The sequence below is a fragment of the Erwinia sp. MMLR14_017 genome (genome assembly GCF_033657285.1).
Taxonomy (GTDB): Bacteria; Pseudomonadota; Gammaproteobacteria; order Enterobacterales; family Enterobacteriaceae; genus Erwinia.
This window is the reverse complement of sequence record NZ_JAWVWP010000007.1, coordinates 248,597-267,085: the sequence shown is the minus strand read 5'-3', so window position 1 is coordinate 267,085 and position 18,489 is coordinate 248,597. Positions and strand designations below refer to the sequence as shown.

The 18,489-nt window shown below is 53.3% G+C and carries 12 protein-coding genes, 2 pseudogenes and 1 riboswitch; of the genes and pseudogenes, 6 read left to right on the top strand and 8 right to left on the bottom strand.

Going from position 1 to position 18,489, the window contains the following annotated elements; genetic code table 11:
- Nucleotides 1-886 precede the first annotated feature (886 nt).
- From manD to SD961_RS13970, 5 genes are all read left to right on the top strand, one after another.
- The gene (gene manD, locus SD961_RS13990; protein ID WP_318790951.1) at nt 887-2,101 is read left to right on the top strand and encodes a D-mannonate dehydratase ManD; all 1,215 of its coding nucleotides are present in this window, start codon (nt 887-889) and stop codon (nt 2,099-2,101) included.
- Between the two features lie 10 nt (nt 2,102-2,111).
- Nucleotides 2,112-3,122 (top strand): Zn-dependent oxidoreductase, encoded by a 1,011-nt coding sequence (locus SD961_RS13985; RefSeq protein ID WP_318790950.1) that lies wholly within the window; start codon nt 2,112-2,114, stop codon nt 3,120-3,122.
- A gap of 69 nt (nt 3,123-3,191) precedes the next feature.
- Nucleotides 3,192-4,475, top strand: coding sequence for an MFS transporter (locus tag SD961_RS13980; RefSeq protein WP_318790949.1), 1,284 nt, complete (start codon nt 3,192-3,194; stop codon nt 4,473-4,475).
- A gap of 47 nt (nt 4,476-4,522) precedes the next feature.
- Nucleotides 4,523-5,986 carry a mannitol dehydrogenase family protein gene (locus tag SD961_RS13975; RefSeq protein WP_318790948.1) on the top strand — a complete coding sequence of 488 codons (1,464 nt, stop codon included), beginning with the start codon at nt 4,523-4,525 and terminating at the stop codon, nt 5,984-5,986.
- A gap of 145 nt (nt 5,987-6,131) precedes the next feature.
- Nucleotides 6,132-6,821 (top strand): GntR family transcriptional regulator, encoded by a 690-nt coding sequence (locus SD961_RS13970; protein ID WP_318790947.1) that lies wholly within the window; start codon nt 6,132-6,134, stop codon nt 6,819-6,821.
- Here SD961_RS13970 and SD961_RS13965 read toward each other — a convergent pair.
- From SD961_RS13965 to SD961_RS13940, 6 genes and pseudogenes are all read right to left on the bottom strand, one after another.
- Nucleotides 6,816-8,861, bottom strand: a complete 2,046-nt coding sequence (locus tag SD961_RS13965; protein WP_318790946.1) for an FUSC family protein — start codon at nt 8,859-8,861, stop codon at nt 6,816-6,818. The two genes, SD961_RS13970 and SD961_RS13965, sit on opposite strands and share 6 nt — an antisense overlap.
- Before the next feature lie 642 nt (nt 8,862-9,503).
- Nucleotides 9,504-9,749 (bottom strand): annotated as a pseudogene (locus SD961_RS13960) (helix-turn-helix domain-containing protein); the annotation flags it as partial.
- Between the two features lie 218 nt (nt 9,750-9,967).
- The gene (locus tag SD961_RS13955; protein WP_318790945.1) at nt 9,968-11,077 is read right to left on the bottom strand and encodes a fimbrial protein; all 1,110 of its coding nucleotides are present in this window, start codon (nt 11,075-11,077) and stop codon (nt 9,968-9,970) included.
- Nucleotides 11,078-11,093: 16 nt separating this feature from the next.
- Nucleotides 11,094-13,544 carry a fimbria/pilus outer membrane usher protein gene (locus SD961_RS13950; protein ID WP_318790944.1) on the bottom strand — a complete coding sequence of 817 codons (2,451 nt, stop codon included), beginning with the start codon at nt 13,542-13,544 and terminating at the stop codon, nt 11,094-11,096.
- A 135-nt stretch (nt 13,545-13,679) separates the two neighbouring features.
- Nucleotides 13,680-14,348, bottom strand: a complete 669-nt coding sequence (locus SD961_RS13945) for a molecular chaperone (RefSeq protein ID WP_318790942.1) — start codon at nt 14,346-14,348, stop codon at nt 13,680-13,682.
- A 55-nt stretch (nt 14,349-14,403) separates the two neighbouring features.
- Nucleotides 14,404-14,994, bottom strand: coding sequence for a fimbrial protein (locus SD961_RS13940; protein WP_318790941.1), 591 nt, complete (start codon nt 14,992-14,994; stop codon nt 14,404-14,406).
- A 378-nt stretch (nt 14,995-15,372) separates the two neighbouring features.
- On the opposite strand from SD961_RS13940, the pseudogene SD961_RS13935 reads away from it, so the two are divergent.
- Nucleotides 15,373-16,633: pseudogene (locus SD961_RS13935) on the top strand (Tn3 family transposase); the annotation flags it as partial.
- A gap of 112 nt (nt 16,634-16,745) precedes the next feature.
- On the opposite strand, the gene thiD reads toward SD961_RS13935, so the two are convergent.
- On the bottom strand, nt 16,746-17,546 hold the full coding sequence (gene thiD, locus SD961_RS13930; RefSeq protein ID WP_318790940.1) for a bifunctional hydroxymethylpyrimidine kinase/phosphomethylpyrimidine kinase: 801 nt from the start codon (nt 17,544-17,546) through the stop codon (nt 16,746-16,748).
- Nucleotides 17,543-18,328, bottom strand: coding sequence for a hydroxyethylthiazole kinase (gene thiM, locus SD961_RS13925; protein ID WP_318790939.1), 786 nt, complete (start codon nt 18,326-18,328; stop codon nt 17,543-17,545). The genes thiD and thiM overlap by 4 nt, the downstream gene beginning before the upstream one ends.
- A 35-nt stretch (nt 18,329-18,363) precedes the next feature.
- A riboswitch (TPP riboswitch) is annotated at nt 18,364-18,464 on the bottom strand.
- Nucleotides 18,465-18,489 lie beyond the last annotated feature (25 nt).

The window sequence follows — 18,489 nt, the reverse complement described above, 5'->3', positions numbered from 1 at the left end:
GGGGGCTGAACACAAAAACGCCGTGAACCCATCCGTGGGGGCTGCGAAGCGGCGTCCATGCCGCTTAGCTTTTGCTTATCAGCCCCCTCTCCCTTCCCCACAGCATTGGTGTTGCCTGTTATAGAAAATCAAAACCAACTTCCAAATCCAAATCCAAATCCAAATCCAGCATCAAATCTGGTTTTGACCTGTGTGAACGTCAAACTCACCAACAACACCGAATTCGTTGGGTGGCGCCCCAGAGTGCATTAGCCGAGTGTCTGCCGCAGGGATGCGGCAGTCAAGTCTCCAGGGATGGATTCACGACGTCTCGGATAAGGCACTCTGGGGTGACACCTTTGCACCGACCCGGTTTTGACCTGTGTGAACGCCAGGCCAACCAGCAACACTGAACTGAACGGGTGGCACCCCGGAGTGCATTAGCCGAGTGTCTGCCACAGGGATGCGGCAGTCAAGTCTCCAGGGATGGATTCACGACGTCTCGGATAAGGCACTCTGGGGTGACGCCTTTGCACCGACCCGGTTTTGACCTGTTTGAACGCCAAAATCTACCAACAGCACTGAATTTAACGGGTGGCACCCCGGAGTGCATTAGCCGGGTGTCTGCCGCAGGGATGCGGCAGCCAGGTTTGCGCTAATGCCGCGCAACATATCAAAGTTAACATTTCGCACTACGACGTCCCGGATAATGTGCTCCGTGGTGACGCCTTTGCACCGAACCTGGTTTAGTTTTAAGCGCTGGCCTCACTACAACCCCATTTAATTAACATCGTCATAACCAATCAGCTAAATGTGATCCCGGTCGAACATTCAGCCAAATCAACTTGTATGGTAGTACGCCGACGCGTATTTTTTCACCATTGCTTGTTGATAAGGACCCACCAGGATGAAAATTGTTAAAGCTGAAGTCTTCGTAACCTGCCCCGGCAGAAACTTTGTTACGGTTAAAATTACTACTGATGAAGGCCTGACCGGTATTGGTGATGCCACGCTGAATGGCCGTGAATTGCCGGTAGCGTCCTACCTCAAAGATCACGTCTGCCCACAGCTGATCGGCCGCAATGCCCATCAAATCGAAGACATCTGGCAATTTTTCTACAAAGGCGCTTACTGGCGTCGCGGTCCGGTCACTATGTCGGCTATTTCCGCCGTGGACCAGGCGCTGTGGGACATCAAAGGTAAAGCCGCCAATATGCCCCTTTACCAGCTGCTCGGTGGCGCTTCCCGTACTGGCGTAATGGTTTACTGCCATACCACCGGACATAGCATCGATGAGGTCATGGACGACTACGCCCGACATAAAGAGATGGGCTTTAAGGCTATTCGCGCGCAGTGCGGTGTTCCGGGCATGAAAACCACTTACGGTATGGCGAAAGGTAAAGGTCTGGCCTACGAGCCTGCGACCAAAGGCGACTGGCCGGAGGAGCAGCTTTGGTCAACCGAAAAATACCTCGACTTTACGCCGAAATTATTTGAAGCCATCCGTGATAAATTTGGCTTTGAAGAGCATCTGCTGCACGACATGCATCACCGTCTGACTCCTATCGAAGCGGCCCGCTTCGGCAAAAGCGTTGAAGATTCTCGTCTGTTCTGGATGGAAGATCCTACCCCTGCCGAAAATCAGGAAAGCTTCCGTCTGATCCGTCAGCACACCGTTACGCCAATCGCAGTAGGGGAAGTTTTCAACAGTATCTGGGATTGTAAGCAGCTGATAGAAGAGCAGCTTATTGACTATATCCGTACCACCATCACCCATGCAGGCGGTATCACCGGCATGCGCCGTATTGCTGATTTCGCTTCGCTTTACCAGGTCCGCACCGGCTCTCATGGCCCTTCCGATCTCTCTCCGGTCTGCATGGCTGCCGCCCTGCACTTTGACCTGTGGGTGCCGAACTTCGGCGTGCAGGAATATATGGGCTATTCCGAGCAGATGATGGAAGTCTTCCAGCACAACTGGACCTTCGACAATGGCTATATGCATCCGGGCGATAAGCCGGGCCTGGGCATCGAATTCGACGAGAAGCTGGCCGCGAAATATCCCTATGAACCAGCCTATCTGCCGGTTGCCCGTCTGGAAGATGGCACGTTGTGGAACTGGTGAGGAGAAGAATATGAAAAGTGTAGTTATTGAGCGTCCGGGTGAGCTTCAGGTGCAGGAACGCCCGGCGCTCACCCCAGCTGCGGGCGAAGTCAGGGTCAAAGTTCAGTACGCCAGCATCTGCGGATCGGACGTCCACATCTGGCACGGTCATAACCCTTTTGCCCGTTATCCCCGGGTGATCGGTCACGAATTCTTTGGCCGAATTGATGCTGTAGGTGAAGGCGTGGACGCTTCCCGTGTGGGTGAGCGCGTAGCGGTTGATCCCGTAGTCAGCTGCGGTCATTGCTACCCCTGCTCCATCGGCCGCCCCAATGTCTGCAGCGAACTGCAGGTTATCGGCGTTCATCGCGATGGCGGATTCAGCCAATACGCGGTAGCCCCGGCGGCAAATGCTTATTGTCTGCCTGAAAGCATTCCGGACAAGCTGGCAAGCCTGGTCGAGCCCTTTACTATTGCAGCCAATATCACCGCCTTTCTTAAGCCGCAGCCCAACGACGTAGCGCTGATTTACGGCGCAGGTCCAATGGGCTTAACCGCGATCCAGGTGCTGAAAGGCGTCTATAACGTTCGCAAAGTTATTGTCGCTGACCGCCTGCCGGAGCGTCTGAAGATGGCGCAGGCAAACGGTGCTGATGTGGTGCTGAATAACAGTAATATTCCGCTGGCTGACCAACTGGAAGGTGAACAGCCTACGCTGATTATTGATGCCGCCTGTCATCCTTCTATCCTCTCTGAAGCTGCGGCTCTGGCTTCCCCTGCCGGACGCATCGGCCTGCTGGGCTTTTCTGGCGAGGCCTGTACGCTGACGCAACAAAGCCTGACCAGTAAAGAACTGTCGTTGTTTACCTCCCGCCTTAACAGCCACCGCTTCCCTGAAGTAATCGGCTGGATGGAGCAGGGCCTTATCCAACCTGAGAAGCTGGTTACCCACTATCTGCCTCTCAGTGAGATCGAGCAGGCGATGACGCTGTTCGAAAAAGATCCACGAAGCTGTTGTAAAGTCATCTTAGCCGTGGAATAACCTGGGGCTTGCTGGAAGGAAACCGGCAAGAGTTATCCTACTTATTATAAAGATAATCAAGGAATTACAATGTTCAAAAACCTACGTTGGACTATCGTACTTCTGCTGTTCATGGTCTACATGATCAACTACCTCGATCGTGTCGCCCTGTCACTCACCGTGCCGATGATTGAAAAAGATCTGATGCTGAACGCCGAGCAGTTTGGCCTGATCTTTGGCAGCTTTTTCTTTGGCTATGCTATTTTCAACTTTATTGGCGGCCTGGCGACGGATAAATTTGGTCCGACGCTGGTGATGGGCATTGCCGTGGGCATGTGGTCGCTGTTTTGCGGTCTGACCGCAGTCGCCACCGGCTTCTGGTCCATGCTGATCCTGCGCGTACTCTTTGGTATGGCTGAAGGGCCGATTTGCGCCTCTGCCAACAAAGCCATTAACGGCTGGTTCCCCAAGAAACAGGCCGCCACGGCGATGGGGTTCCTCAGTGCCGGTTCACCTCTTGGTGGCGCGGTAGCTGGTCCGATTATCGGTTACCTGGCCCTGGCTTTTGGCTGGCGTCCGGCGTTTGTGATCATCTGTTCCGTGGGCATCGTCTGGATGGTGATCTGGTTCCTTATCGCTGCCGATAACCCGCTGAAAAGCCGCCGTGTCAGTGAAGAAGAGCGCGCACTGGTCGCGAAACTGAAAGAAGAGCAGACCAGCCCGGATGAAGAGCTTGCTCAGGCCGCTCACGGACTGGGTTATTATCTGCGTCAGCCAATTATTCTGGTCACCGCTTTTGCCTTCTTCTGCTACAACTACATTCTGTTCTTCTTCCTGAGCTGGTTCCCGGCTTACCTGGTGCAGGCGCACAACCTCGATATCAAATCGATGAGTATAACCACCATGATCCCGTGGATTGTCGGCTTCATTGGCCTGGCGCTGGGCGGCTGGATCTCCGATAAAATCTTTAATATCACCGGTAGACTGCTGCTCTCACGTAAAATTGTGCTGGTAGTCTCGCTCTTTGCCGCCGCCATCTGCGTTGCGCTGGCTGGTTCGGTGAAAGGGGTTTATCCGGCCGTGATCCTGATGTCTGTCTCGATCTTCTTCCTCTATATCACCGGAGCAATCTACTGGGCGATTATTCAGGATGTGGTGCATAAAAGCCGCGTGGGTGGGATCAGCGGATTCATCCATCTTATTGGTAGTCTCTCCGGCATCGTAGGCCCTATCGTCACCGGTTATATCGTTCATCATACGGGTAAATTTGACAGCGCCTTTGTTCTGGCAGGCTGCGTGGCTGCGGTCGGCGCGCTGCTGGTATTCTTTGTTATCAAAAGCCCAAAAGCACCAAATAAAGTAGTTTCAGTGTGACATAGCGGCGGGCGCTCAGGCGCTCGCCACAAAAGAAAGGACATTTCATGCTTTCACTTGACCATCTTTCCCCGGATGTCGTGCTGCCAGATTACGATCGTGAGGCGCTACGGGTCCGTATGGTACATATCGGTTTTGGCGCTTTTCATCGCGCCCATCAGGCCGTCTGCACTGACAGGCTGGCCAGCGAACAGGGCAGCGACTGGGGCTATTGCGAAGTTAACCTTAACAGCGGCGAACTGATTCAGGCGCTGAAAGAGCAGAATGGCTTTTACACCGTGGCGGAAATGGCTGACAACGAAATGACGCTGCGGGTCATTGGCGTAGTAAAGCAGGCTCTGCATGGCAAATCAGATGGTATTGAGGCCGTAATTGAAGCGCTGGCGCAACCCGATGTGGCTATCGTCTCGATGACCGTTACGGAAAAGGGCTACTGCTATGAACCTTCCAGCGGCAAGCTGGACCTCTCGCACCCGTCAATTGTGCATGATATTGCCCACCCCGAAGCGCCCCACTCTCTGCCCGGTATTATTCTTGCGGCTATTCTCCGCCGTCGTGAAAACCAGTTAGCACCTTTCAGCGTGATGTCCTGCGACAACATGCCGGAAAACGGTCAGGTTACCCGCAATGTGGTACTTGGCCTGGCGGAGAAACAGAGTAGCGAACTGGCGCAGTGGATCTCTGCCAACATCACCTTCCCTTCCACCATGGTAGACCGCATTGTGCCAGCAATGACTGCTGATACGCATGCCGTCATGCGGGAAAAACTGGGCTGTGACGATCCGGTCAGCGTAGTGTGTGAGCCGTTTCTGCAATGGGTAATTGAGGACAACTTCGTCAGTGGTCGTCCGCAATGGGAAAAAGCGGGCGCAGAACTGGTCAGCAACGTGCTGCCCTTTGAAGAGATGAAGTTACGCATGCTGAACGGCAGCCACTCATTTCTGGCCTATCTGGGCAATCTGGCAGGCTACGAGCATATCAGCGACTGTATGGCCGACCCCTCGTTTCGTCAGGCTGCGCTGCAATTGATGCTTGATGAACAGGCGCCCACTCTGCATACAACCGGCGTAGACCTGGCGGCCTATGCCCATTCGCTAATCGCCCGTTATGAAAACCTGGCGATTAAACATCGCACAGCGCAGATCGCCAACGACGGGACGCAAAAACTGCCTCAGCGCTGGCTGGACAGCATTCGCTGGCACCTGTTGCACGGCGGAAGCTATGATCTGCTGGCGTTAGGCGTGGCGGGCTGGATGCGTTATGTCAGCGGTGTGAATGAACAGGGCGAACCTGTTGAAATTCGCGATCCGATGAGCGAACAGCTGGCTCAGCGCGTGGCCGAAACGCCAGAAGGCGAAGCTCGTGTTGCCGCGCTGCTCTCTTTAAAACAGGTCTTTGGCGACGATTTGCCTGCTGAACCGGCATTCGTTGCTAAAGTGAACCATTTCTCCGAACTTTTGCGGAAAAAAGGGGCAAAAGAGACAGTAAAACTTGCCCTTACTTCAGCTTGAGTGAATAAGCGCTGGCGAACAGTCAGCGCCCTGTTTAGACTTAGACTTTCAGATAAGGGCATCCGCCCCTGGTTTACCCCTTAAGTGGCAGGAATAGTGGTTGTTTATGCCTTGTGCCTGAAGGGATCTATAGGGATATATTTGAATGTCTATAGCTTACATTATTACCGCCAGCGAACCGGTAAATCAGCAAATCTATCGGTTTTTGCGCCAGGACATTGTGACATGTGCGATCCCGCCAGGCTCACTGCTGTCTGAAAAAGAAGTCTCTACCCGATTCAGCGTTTCCCGCCAGCCGGTGCGGGAGGCGTTTATCAAGCTTGCGGAAGCGGGACTGGTGCAGGTTTTACCGCAACGCGGCACCTTTGTGCGCAAAATTTCCGCGAAGCGTGTGGCCGATGGCCGTTTTATCCGCGAAGCGGTAGAAGTCTCTGTTATCCGCCGCGCCGCGCTGGAAGCAACAGCCGAATTCCACTCTCAACTTGAACACAATCTTAAGTTGCAGAAGATGGCCGCGGACAGGCATGACAGCCAGGCCTTTTTGCTGCTGGATGATGAGTTTCATCGCCTGATAGCGCAAAGCATCCATTGTGAGCTGGCCTGGGAAACCGTCGAAAATATTAAAGCGGCCATGGATCGCGTGCGCTTCCTGACGCTGAGCAAAGTCTCCCCGCCAGAAAGCCTGATTGAACAGCACTACGAGATTTATCACGCGCTGGTTGCCAGAGATGTGGATGGCGCAGAACAAGCCCTTCGCCGCCATCTGCAGGAGATGATCTTCTCCATCACGCCTATCGCTGAACAGAACAGCGAGTGGTTTGAGAAACCGCTATAACGCTGGCCATCTCTGGATGGGATAGAGCGCCATACGAATGTTAAACAGATAAAACAGCGGTCTGAACAGCGCCATATCGGCACGACACAGCTCCTCAGTCCTGAGGAGAAGTTTATTCAGCTCCGCCAGTAACGATGCTGGCGGCTCCAGCCGACTGTTCTTCAGTCGCAGTTTCAGATACTGATTGATTTCAAACATCACCCCATCGGTATCCAGCCGGTGCTCTTTGATAACTTCCTGATGGCGGGCATAAAAATCATAGCAGTTCACCCCCAGCCAGATTTCCGTGATCAGGTTGCCGCCCAGCGCTAACCCTGGCGTCGGGTCAATTTTATTACGCGGCAAGATAATGTTGATCTTATCAATCTGGCTGGCGACGAAGTGCTGGCGCGCCAGCAGAGAAGAAGCATTCATTTTAATCTCACTGGTAAACTGCAGCAGCTCTTTTACGCCTTTTCTTAACACCCTTCTCGCGGTCCAGGCGGGTCTTTTGTTACGAATAATCGCCGTGACTATCACCGCCAGCAAAATCCCCACTATGGTGGAGATTGATGCGTTAATAATCGACAGCAGGTCAGGCTTGAGGTGGTGGGTCATGCCGATAAAACCGGGGATCTGGGTGGAAATGATCAGCCCGATAAAATTGGTGGAGGGATTGGCAATCACCAGTCCCAGCGCCAGTAAGCCGGGCGCCAGGCAGATAATCAGCGACTCAAAGCTCACGGTCATCGGGATCAGCAGTCCCACGTACAGAATACTGATGACGATAGCGATCAGCACACCTTTAAGGAAGACTTTCATCGGAGCAACCGGACTGTCGAGCGAGGCGAAAAACGAGCAGACCACGGCGGCAATCATCGGTGTTGATGCGCCATCCTTCCAGCCCGTACCAATCCAGAACAGACAGCCAAGCAGGGTCGCCGCGAAAGCGGTAAATGCGGAGAGCAGGATAAGCCCCTTATCCGCATGCTTTCTGATCAGTTTCTGGCTGCCGCGCTGCTTTTGCCGGCCCAGCTGGCTGACGCGCTCTTTAGCATTGAAATAGGAATCAGAAATGCGGATAAAATTGAGCAACCGCTCCAGCAGCCCGGTCAGCAGCAGGCTCTCTTCTGCGTTCATCTCACCGCTGCCGTAAAGAGATTTGATTTTATCCTGTGCCCCGGCAATCTCTTGCTCAATGGCCACCGCCTGCCCACTCTGTTCAGGGCTGTTCAGCCAGACCAGAAAGTGGCTGAAGGTTTCGGCAATAAACTCAGGGAACTGAATACCCTGTTCTGCCAGCAGGCTCAGCCGCTTTTCGATCGCCGTCAGCGTAGGGATCAGGTAAGAGAGATGCTGATACTGTGCCCCCACCAGCCGGATCAGTTTTCTGGCTGAGTCGCCTTCATAGACGCAGTGGGTGATCAAGGCTTCAACGGCGAGGGGGTAATTAGCCATCTGTACCAGAATCTGGTCGCGCTCCGGCGAGCCAGATTTGGACCCGACGGTCAGCAGCTCATTACAGACGCTTTTCGCGCTTTCAAACCAGTTACTGACGCTGTTCTCCAGCAGATTACGCATCCGTACCGGAAACACCAACATATGCATCAGGCTGCTACAGATAATCGCTACGGTTATCTCTTCAATACGGGAAATCACGGTATAGGTAATGGAGAGCGGCGTAGTGACGTCAGCAAAGCCCATTATCGCCGCGCTGTAACCTGCCAGCATAAAAACGTAGCTTTTGGGCGTACGGTCATGAAGAGAGAGCCAGAGGCAGCAGGCGACCCACAAGGAGACGCTGAGACTGAAAAGCACGGGATGGGTGACGGTGACAGGATAGATTAGAAAAATAAAGATGCCGCCCAGCACCGTGCCCAGAAAGCGGAACAGCGCTTTTGACAGGGTTGAAGCAGAATAGAGCTGGGAAATAACATAAACCGAGACCATGGCCCAGGCCGGTTTATCAAGATTCAGTTCCAGGGCGATATATAAGGCAAAAAACGCGGCAATGCAGGTTTTAACGGCGAACAGGATCGCATTTTTCGATAACCACTTCATCTCTGCTTCAGGCTCGTGAATGTCAAAAATCCCATTTTATCCTGTTCAGCCTGAAACAGGCGCTTTTCACCGACCGATACTTTGTAACAAAATAATCACATAGCGGGAAAGTTCGCCCGCTATGTGACTGAGCAGCGTGACCCTTTTGAAAGCCTTATCAGACGTTTAGATAGCAGCTGCTGGATATCCTGCTTTACAGATTACCACTCTGCTGAGCCGCCACGTGCATCCTCCCAGACTGTCATTCCCCATAGCTCAGTCACGCACAGGTCACCCTGAACCTCCAGAAACATCACGGGCTTCAGCACAATCTCGTCGGGAAAGAGGCCACCGTAGTGCCTTATCAGAACCTTCCGCCCACTGTACCCGGAACAGCCCGGACGTCCGCGGTGAAAGGCCCGGATGAAGTTGTCCGGATGGGCCTTGAGCACCTGCAGTATCACTTCACGCTCTATCTTTTACTCCTTTGTGTCGGACATACACTGTAGCCAGTAAACGCATTATTTCCGGGCAGTTGAAGGTATCAGTGGCTGCGCTAATTTTTTCTATGATTATGTTAATTCATACTTTTAGGATAATTAAAGGCAAGCCTTATGAGACATTGACCAAGCTTTCAGCAGGGATACCAAACAAGCTGTGCAACTACCTGATCATGGGTAATGTAAGGCTGGGCTTGCCATTAAGGACTTCATAGACCCGGTTCACACGACCGCTCGCCGGATCTAAATCCTTCGCAGTAAGTCCAATCTGTTCCATACGGAATTTGATAGCCTCAACCGGATCAGGCGGAGAAATCGGGTAGTGCTGTTCTTCGTAAGCTTCGATCAGCAACACCATCACTTCCATATAGCTGAATTCAGACGTGCCTGTTTCCGGCTGAGTGTCAAAATCCACAACATAGTTTCTCCCGAACATGCATCCTGCAAAGTGGCGCAGAGGTTCATTTTTAACAGAGATTGGAGAAAACAGCGGGTCGGGTGTGCCAGATTTTAACGATTGCTGCAGGAGATGAGCCAGATAGTCATTTTGTTAGCGGGCAAAGTGGAAAATGTGTGGCGCATTCAGTGGGCATCATACGGCTCGCCCCGTTGATGCACGCACTGATCCTAGTTATAGACCAGGTTAAAGGTCACTGTGCTGTCCGCTTTGCCCGCCATAACCTGCCCGTCGGTCTGAATATATTGCGCGTTAAACGCCATCGACTTCGCCTGATTCGGCGAAGAGATCGTCGTCAGCACCGGCAGTTGTTCGGGCGGGACATTCAGCGGTACCCGCTGACCTTCAGGCACCTGCAGGCCAGGCCCATAGGTCAGGGCGATGCCAACACCTGAAGCAGAACTGCTCTGCGGCGTCAGGCTGATGGCATCCTTGTCACCCGTGGTAGCCATACCGAAGAAGCCCACTTTAACCGCTGCGCTGTGTTCACACATCACCTGAATCTGAAAGCTTTTTTCGCTTCCCGCCCGGCTGCCGATACCGCTGAACTCCGCCTTACTTACTTTCCCCATGTCCACATTAATCGCGGACTGGGAGGTGACAACGGCACAGCTGCCATATTGCACGGTAAAGCTGGAGAGGAAGATCTGCGGCTTATCATTAATCGGCTGGCTGCTGGCTGCGCTGTCACCCACTTTTAAACTGGCATTGCCAATGTTAACCTCACCGATACTGGCCGGTTGATTGCCAGGATTAAGCGGCGATTGCTGATCGGAAATTTTATAGAAAACCACATAGGACTGAAGTGTAATGTCGTGGGCAGAATTCAAAAGTGGGCTGGTCTGGGTACTACAAATCGAGCTGGTTTTGCCCTTGCCGGTGGTATCAAAGAAGGCGTCGCCGCAGTAGGATGGCTCCCTGAAGCCGATAGCGAATCCGATGCTGTCTACCCCTGGTACACGATATATTGGCGTATTGTGACCGCCCGCAATATTAGTCTGTAAGCCGGACTCTTCAGCGTTAATCTCAAACCCCAGATCCTTGTAGTTATAGCCCTGCTCACCGCTGTTTTTATTACAGGTAAAGGCATTACTGCTTTGCAGAGGCATCTGCGCCGAGATGGGCGTGCCATCGGCTGCGCCCGGCACATAGTTTACGTTATGCACCTGCACCACCACCTGGCTGACTCCCTGACAGGACTCCTGACCCAGCGCCTGCAAACAACAGAGCGCCGGAATAATCAGCATGGCCCATTTCATAAAACGCTGAACTGATTTCATCTTAAATTCCTGTGGATTACTGGCAAACCGCAGAGACCAGTCTGACCGGATTAGTGCCGGTGGCGGCAGGCAGGCGGAACGGTGCGCGACAGCTTTTCTGCACCCCCTCTTCCTGCCAGTTCACCACAATGTCGCCCTGATCCGAGACACCGCTCAGATAAAGTTCCCCTTTTTCGGCCACGATGCCGCGAGTGCTGCTGCCTTTACCCTCTGCGGCAAGCGCGATCTGGCCAGTCGCACCGAAAGGCGGAAAGCCATTGTGATAAGTAAGGGTGAACAGCACCCGGTTACCCACGTGGGTGGCGTAGTCGGCCATCACAATAGCTCCGCGCGTCGGGATAGCCGTTTGTCCATCCAGTTCGACATCAACGTTGTCGGGCAGCGTATCCGTTGCCAGTTCGATAGCATTTTCATGGTAGGGCGAGAGTGAAGGCACAATCGCATAACCGCGGCTATCGGTGACCACATTACTGCTGCTCTGGATGCCAACATCTGCCGTATCCGGCACCCGGACAATCGCGAAGGTGTCGCCCAGCGGCTGGCTCAACGTAATGCCGTGTTCATGCGCGACAATCCCGCCCGACAGGCCATAGTTAAACTGTCTGCTGTGCCGATCATGACTGACCCCGACACTGACGCTGCCGCGACTGCCGCGATAGTCCAGCGAGCCGTTGCTGTTCACGTTCTGTCCCTGACTGTCATGGCCCTGTTGCAGGTTGTAATGCAGGTTATTGTCCTGCAACGTGCTGCCCGACAGGCTGACCTGCTGAGACACATCGCCATCATTAGCGGCATTCATACTGTAGCTGACGGAGCTGTCTGGCAGCAGTGCGCTGAAGGGAATTGAGACATTGAAAGAGACCGCACGGTCAGCTTTACGGGCACTGCTTGAGTCAGTGTAAAACCAGGCAATCCCCCATGAAACGGCCCTGAAATTGCTGTAGAAACCAAGATGCAATGTGCGATCTTCACTGTTTGAGCGCCAGTAGCGCTGCATATACGCAGAGGCACTGAGGCTGCCATAATCACCGATACCCTGAGAAACCGAAATTTCTGAACGACTACGCTTGTTTGCCACATAGCTTGCCGGCCTGGTCATAGCATTGGCTTCGCTGAAGGCGTAAAAACCGCTGGAAGAGTAGCGATAGCTTGCCATGCTGAAAGTGGTATTGGTGGAGGCGAAATTTTTCTGGTACTGCGCGCGCACCGACTGACCACTCCGGCTTTGTCCTTCCGGCATACGGGTTTTTGCCAGAGTCACATCGGTTCCCAGCGAACCAAAATCGCCCAGACTTTTACCCAAGCCCGCCGCCATAGCGTGATAATTTTGCGCAACCTGTAGGCCACCAAAGGCGGTAAAGTCATGCGGCAGGCCGTAAAACAGGGTGGATTGCACAAATTCAGGCGTACGCAGATCGTTGCTGCCTGAGTAATGATAACGACCCGCACTGACGCTGTATTTCAGATGGCCCTGACGCAGCATAAAAGGGACAGCAGAGTAAGGCTGAGTGAAGGTGCGCACTGAACCATCACTTTCATGGACAGTGATGTCGAGGTCACCGCTCTGGGCCGTGGGATAGAGATCTTTGATTTCGAATGCACCCGGCGCGACCATGGTTTCATAAATCACATAGCCGTGCTGGCTCACCGTTACCCGCGCATTGCTGTGGGCGATGCCGTGGATCACCGGGGCAAAGCCGCGCTGACTTTCCGGAAGCATGGTGTCATCAGACATGATCTGCATACCGCGAAACTGCACGCTGTCAAAAACGTCGCCGGAGGTATAAGTATCACCCACTCTAAACTGGCTCTTCAGAGCCTTGAGATCCCGTTCCAGATAGGTGGTTTGAGACTGCCAGTGACTGACCAGATCGTAGCGCCATGTGGAAGTGTTACGCAGCCGCCATGCGCCAAGATTGGCCCCACTGCGCAGGCTGAGTAGCGTCGAGTTCCAGCGGTCACTCTGATTACGGCTGCTGCTGCCAGAAAGGCTATAGTTCACAAAGGCAGCCGATACACCCTCATCCCAGCGCGCAGGATCGACATAATCGCGACCTTTAGCCATCAGCGCGATCTGTGGAATCGAAAGGTTTAGCTGCTGGTGCGCGAAATCAAAGTGGGTCGATGCATCGGGTATGAAATCGCCTAACTCTTCGATGGCCTCATCTTTCTTCAGATGGTTGAACGAGGAAAAACCATTAACGTTCACGCCCATCGCGGCCAGTTCTGCCGTCGTCAGTTGCGGAACCAGCCCGGCTCTGCCCTGCACGAAGCTGACATCGCGACTATCAATAACTCTGTTGTTAAGCAACAGCGTGACATGATAAGTGCCGGGTTGCTGTCCTCCCTCACGAGCAAAATAGTGGAGATCGGTGGCGTTATAGTGATCGGATGCAAATTCCAGAGCCGCTGGGTCAAAATAGTCATCCGCGCGGGCACCACGCAGCGGGCAGAACAAAATCAGCATTAAACCCGGCACTCCAGCCAGCCAGGGAGAGGCATAAAGCGGCTTTGCATACCTTCTCTTTCCTCTCTGAGCGTGCTGATTGACTTTCACTGTTGATGGCTCCGGATTCAAAACAAAATAAATTACAAACAACAATTAGCGCGTACGTTCTTCTGTGATGCCGCCATAGTCATTGATCGCAGACCAGCTCACTGCGCCGGAATCAGCGACGCTCCAGTGACGATCTTCACCAGGGCCAATCATGCCAGGAGCTTGGATCGCGTGATGATTAACGCTGAGCGAATAAAATGAGACAAAGCACGGCGTTGGGTTATGCGCAATCAGCTGATTTCCTTCATGGCGGAATGAGAGTTGCTGCCAGGCATCAGCTTGATTACCCGCCAGGCCTTTTGGACGATAAAAAAGCTTAAATTTCGATTTAATATTGACCTGTAGCTGGTTACTTTTTTCGCGCGGCATCGGTGAAATAGATTTCACATTCAGCCAGAATACTGATTCACGATCTTTCGGCAGGGGCGTCCCCAGATAATTAATTCTTAACAGATTCTCTTTTTCCGCATCGAGCCGGAATAACGGTGGCGTAACAATAAATGGCACCCGGGAATGATTATTTTGATCAAAGTTCTCTATCCAGGATTCAATCAGATACGGCGTATTTTTTTCCTGATTGGTGACTGAAAGCGTTGCCTCCTTTTTGCCTTCCACAAAAATAATACGCGTCCCTCCCATCACAACACCCGCATGGGCAGCTATGCTCAGCATGCACGCAGAGAAGAGCGAAATAAGTCTTATTACCTTAAACATAGTGATTTGCGCCATTGATATTTCGGAGGGAAAGCAGGGTTTCCCCTGCTATTAATTAGTTATAAACCATCACAAAGTTAGAGACTGCGTTGGCAGCACCGACAGCAATCGGAGTACCATCGCTTTTATAATCGGCAAAGAAATTTAAGTCGGCAGAACCGCCCTCGGTAGCCGCCACTACGTTGACCGCTTTGGAGACGGATCCGATAGCAATCGGCGTGCTGCGGTCAGCTTCATAAAGTTTAATTCCCACGCCGGTCGCGCCACCGCTGGTGACTTTCAGCAGGGTGTTGTCACCGCTATCTTTATCGCCATCAAACAGCACAGCCACGGTTTTAACTGATGAAGGACAGTCCTTCACAGAAATAGTGAATGGCGTTTCCGTAGTTTCGTTGCGGTTTTCAAAATACGATTTTGCCCACTTACCTAAATCAACGCTCTGGTTTTTACTGGCAGTAGAAACATCACAGGAAACATCGGTGATTTCACCGGAAAATTTCACTTCACCACCTGCACCCTGCGTTCCGGCCGCTGCTCCCGGATTAGGATTAATCGGTGATGGACCATCAGCAGGAGTTGCTAATGCTGATCCGGACACCATAAGGCCAGCCAGTGCCACTGGCAGAATGTTTTTTCTGATATTCATCAAACCTGTCTCTTTGCAATACACGCAGAGTGGCTGAAATTAACCACCTGATGGATAGATATGCATTTATAGAAATGCGCCAACACAATAACCCGAGGTTTATTATGTTGCTGATATGTTAGCCTCTCAAAACCATATAAAAATTAAACGAGACGTTTAAGTGCTTATACAAAAGATATACATAATAGCCTTCCTTGATCTACATCATTTTAAGAAGTTAAAAAATGTCATTTATCTAAAAATATTTTCACTATAAAGAGACTTAATATAAACCTTAAATACATAGGCGGGAGAGGAAATATGCCAGAGAAGTAAGAAAGAAAGGGACAAAATATCCGTTTAAAAACAATGCTGGTCACCTTAAGTGACCAGCATTAGGCGGTACTGGTTGCCTTTGTCCTTGCGTGGGAAACGCTGCGCTGGATGATGCACTGGACGTTGTGGACGCCATGCTGGCTGTCATCAGTCGTGACGCCAGAAAGATAGGGCAGAAAAAACGGCTCCGATCGCTGAAGGATCTGGATAAGTCAGCACTGGCGCTCGCCAGGGCGTGTTCGCACCTGCTGAAAGAAGAAACACCGGACGAATCGATTGGTGCCGGGGTGTTCAGCCAGATCCCCAGGCAAAAACTGGCCGACATCATCACACTTGTCCGTGGAATTGCCCGGCCATCGGACGATAACTTTCACGATGAAATGGTTGAGCAGTACGGCCGTGTTCGTCGTTTTCTGCCGCATCTGCTGAATACGGTTAAATTTTCAGCCGCTCCTGCCGGGGTTACCACTCTGGATGCCTGCAACTACCTCAACCGGGAATTTAGCTCACGGCGGCAGTTTTTTGTCGACGCACCAACGGAAATCATCAGCCGGTCATGGAAACGGCTGGTGATTAATAAGGAAAAACATATCACCCGCAGAGGATACACACTCTGCTTTCTCAGTAAACTCCAGGACAGCCTGAGACGGCGGGATGTCTACGTTACCGGTAGTAACCGGTGGGGAGATCCGCGGGCAAGATTGCTACAGGGTGATGTCTGGCAGACAAACCGGATTAAGGTCTATCGTTCACTGGGACATCCGACAAACCCGCATAAAGCGATAAAATCGCTGGGTCATCAGCTGGATACCGGTTACAGGCAGGTTGCGGCGCGCCCTGGCGAAAATGAAGCCGTTGAGCTTGATGTGTCTGGCCTGAAGCCCAGGCTGACAATATCTCCTCTCGCCAGTCTTGATATGCCGGACAGTCTGAAACGACTGAGCAAAATGGTCAGTGACCTGCTCCCTCCTGTGGATTTGACGGAGTTGTTGTTCGAAATCAACGCCCATACTGGATCTGCTGATGAGTTTTTCCACGCCAGCGAAGCCAGCGCCAAAGTTGACGATCTGCCCGTCAGCATCAGCGCCATGCTGATGACCGAGGCCTGCAATATCGGCCTGGAACCCCTGATTCGGTCAAATGTTCCTGCCCTGACCCGACACCGACTGAACTGGACAAAAGCAAACTACCTGCGGGCTGAAACTATCGCCAGTACGTATGCCAGACTTGTTGATTTTCAGGCAACACTGCCACTGACTCAGGTCTGGGCGGCAGCGAAGTAGCCTCTGCAGACGGAATGCGCTTTGTTACGCCGGTCAGAACAGGTGGCAGACAGGCATCTGAGACCATTAAAAGCCGCATCAGAGGAGGACGATATTGCTTAACGTGAGTTTTCGTTCCACTGAGCGTCAGACCCCGATCCTGAGCTGAACCCGCTACCACCAGCGGTGAAAATGGTGTACCGGGCCAATGCCTTTGCCCACCTCCAGCGAGTCGGCCTGCTCCAACGCGCCCTGTAACCAGCTTTTCGCCTCCTGCACCGTGGTCGCCCAGTTACGATGTTGTGGTATAAGCGCCGCCAGCGCGGCCGACAAAGTACAGCCTGTGCCGTGGGTATTTTTAGTGGCTACGCGGGGCGCAGTAAAACGCAGCTCTTGCTGACACGTGAAAAGCCAGTCCGGGCTCTCCTTATCGCTGAGATGGCCCCCTTTCATCAGCACGGCTTTGCAGCCCAGCGCCAGTAAGGCCCTGCCCTGCTGCCGCATCTCCTCTTCCGTTTGCGCCGGGTCACACTCCAGCAGGGCCGCGGCTTCGGGCAGATTGGGCGTGATCAGTGAAACCTGAGGCAGCAGGATCTCCCGGAGCGTATTCACCGCCTGAGAAGAGAGCAGAGGATCGCCACTTTTTGCCAGCATCACCGTATCCAGCACAATCCAGGGCACGGCAGCTGACTTCAGGCCTGCGGCCACCGCCTCAACGATATCGCATTCCGCCAGCATACCGATTTTCACGCTGTCGATGCGGACATCGCTCAGCACCGAGGCGAGCTGGGCAGCGACAAAATCTGGCTCGATGCGGTAGAGCGACTGCACGCCCTGCGTGTTCTGCGCCACCAGCGCGGTGATCACGCTGGTACCGTAGACGCCAAGCGCCGAAAAAGTTTTCAGGTCGGCCTGAATGCCTGCGCCGCCGCTTGGATCGGTGCCTGCTATTGTTAAGGCGTTGATGCGCTTCATGCCTGCACCTCCAGACTGTAGAGCTGGTCGAGGAACAGTGGGACAAAATTGCCTGGGCCGCGGGCGGCACTCGCTGCCCGCTCTCCCGCCAGGCTCATCACCCGGCAGGCACTGGCAACATGCACCAACCTGTCGCCAGGCAGCGCCGTGAAGCCAGCCACCACGGCTGAAAGGGCGCAGCCAGTTCCCACCACTCGCGTCATCAGTGCTGAACCGCCGGGGATCGCCATTACGCGTGTGCCATCGGTGACATAATCCGTTTCGCCGGTCACCGCGACGATTGCGCCCGTTGACAAAGCGAGCAGCGAAGCCGCTTCCAGCGCTGCGGAGGAGTGATGAAGGCTGTCGACCCCGCGCCCTGTCACCGCCTGCCTTGCCAGAGCCATGATTTCAGAGGCGTTGCCGCGAATGGCCGCAGGCCGGTACTCCAGCAGTTGCTGGCAAAAGTCGCTACGAAACGTCAGCGCACCGACGGCTACCGGGTCCAGCGTCCAGGGGCGCTGCGCCTGGCCTGCCGCTTTCACTGCCGCCAGCATGGCGTGGCTTCGGGAGTGGGTCAACGTTCCCACATTAATCAGTACCGCATCTGCAATAGCGCTGAACTGTTCTGCTTCTTGTGGATCGATCACCATCGCCGGTGATGCGCCCAGCGCCAGCAGCACATTGGCAGTAAAGGTTTGCACCACATCGTTGGTGAGGCAGTGGATCAGGTACGATTTTTCGCGGAAAAGATCGAGAGAGGCAACGGCGTCTACCGCCGTGAAGGTGTGAGGTTGGATCATAATAAAGCTCCCAACCGGCGATCAAGAAGGCGATGCGGTCAGGCATCTGACTTCCCTCCGCTGGCATTATCCAGTTCAGGTTCGACGGGTTTTTCTCAGCCCTACTTTGCAAGGAAGGGCACCCCGAGTCATTTAACATTTTTCTGCTGTCTGCCAGCTTA

Bases quoted from the DNA above. Each gene is read 5' to 3' on its own strand.
- manD (WP_318790951.1), top strand. From the start codon at position 887: ATGAAAATTGTTAAAGCTGAAGTCTTCGTAACCTGCCCCGGCAGAAAC.
- SD961_RS13985 (WP_318790950.1), top strand. From the start codon at position 2,112: ATGAAAAGTGTAGTTATTGAGCGTCCGGGTGAGCTTCAGGTGCAGGAA.
- SD961_RS13980 (WP_318790949.1), top strand. From the start codon at position 3,192: ATGTTCAAAAACCTACGTTGGACTATCGTACTTCTGCTGTTCATGGTC.
- SD961_RS13975 (WP_318790948.1), top strand. From the start codon at position 4,523: ATGCTTTCACTTGACCATCTTTCCCCGGATGTCGTGCTGCCAGATTAC.
- SD961_RS13970 (WP_318790947.1), top strand. From the start codon at position 6,132: ATGTCTATAGCTTACATTATTACCGCCAGCGAACCGGTAAATCAGCAA.
- SD961_RS13965 (WP_318790946.1), bottom strand. From the start codon at position 8,861: ATGAAGTGGTTATCGAAAAATGCGATCCTGTTCGCCGTTAAAACCTGC.
- SD961_RS13955 (WP_318790945.1), bottom strand. From the start codon at position 11,077: ATGAAATCAGTTCAGCGTTTTATGAAATGGGCCATGCTGATTATTCCG.
- SD961_RS13950 (WP_318790944.1), bottom strand. From the start codon at position 13,544: ATGCTGATTTTGTTCTGCCCGCTGCGTGGTGCCCGCGCGGATGACTAT.
- SD961_RS13945 (WP_318790942.1), bottom strand. From the start codon at position 14,348: ATGTTTAAGGTAATAAGACTTATTTCGCTCTTCTCTGCGTGCATGCTG.
- SD961_RS13940 (WP_318790941.1), bottom strand. From the start codon at position 14,994: ATGAATATCAGAAAAAACATTCTGCCAGTGGCACTGGCTGGCCTTATG.
- thiD (WP_318790940.1), bottom strand. From the start codon at position 17,546: ATGAAGCGCATCAACGCCTTAACAATAGCAGGCACCGATCCAAGCGGC.
- thiM (WP_318790939.1), bottom strand. From the start codon at position 18,328: ATGATCCAACCTCACACCTTCACGGCGGTAGACGCCGTTGCCTCTCTC.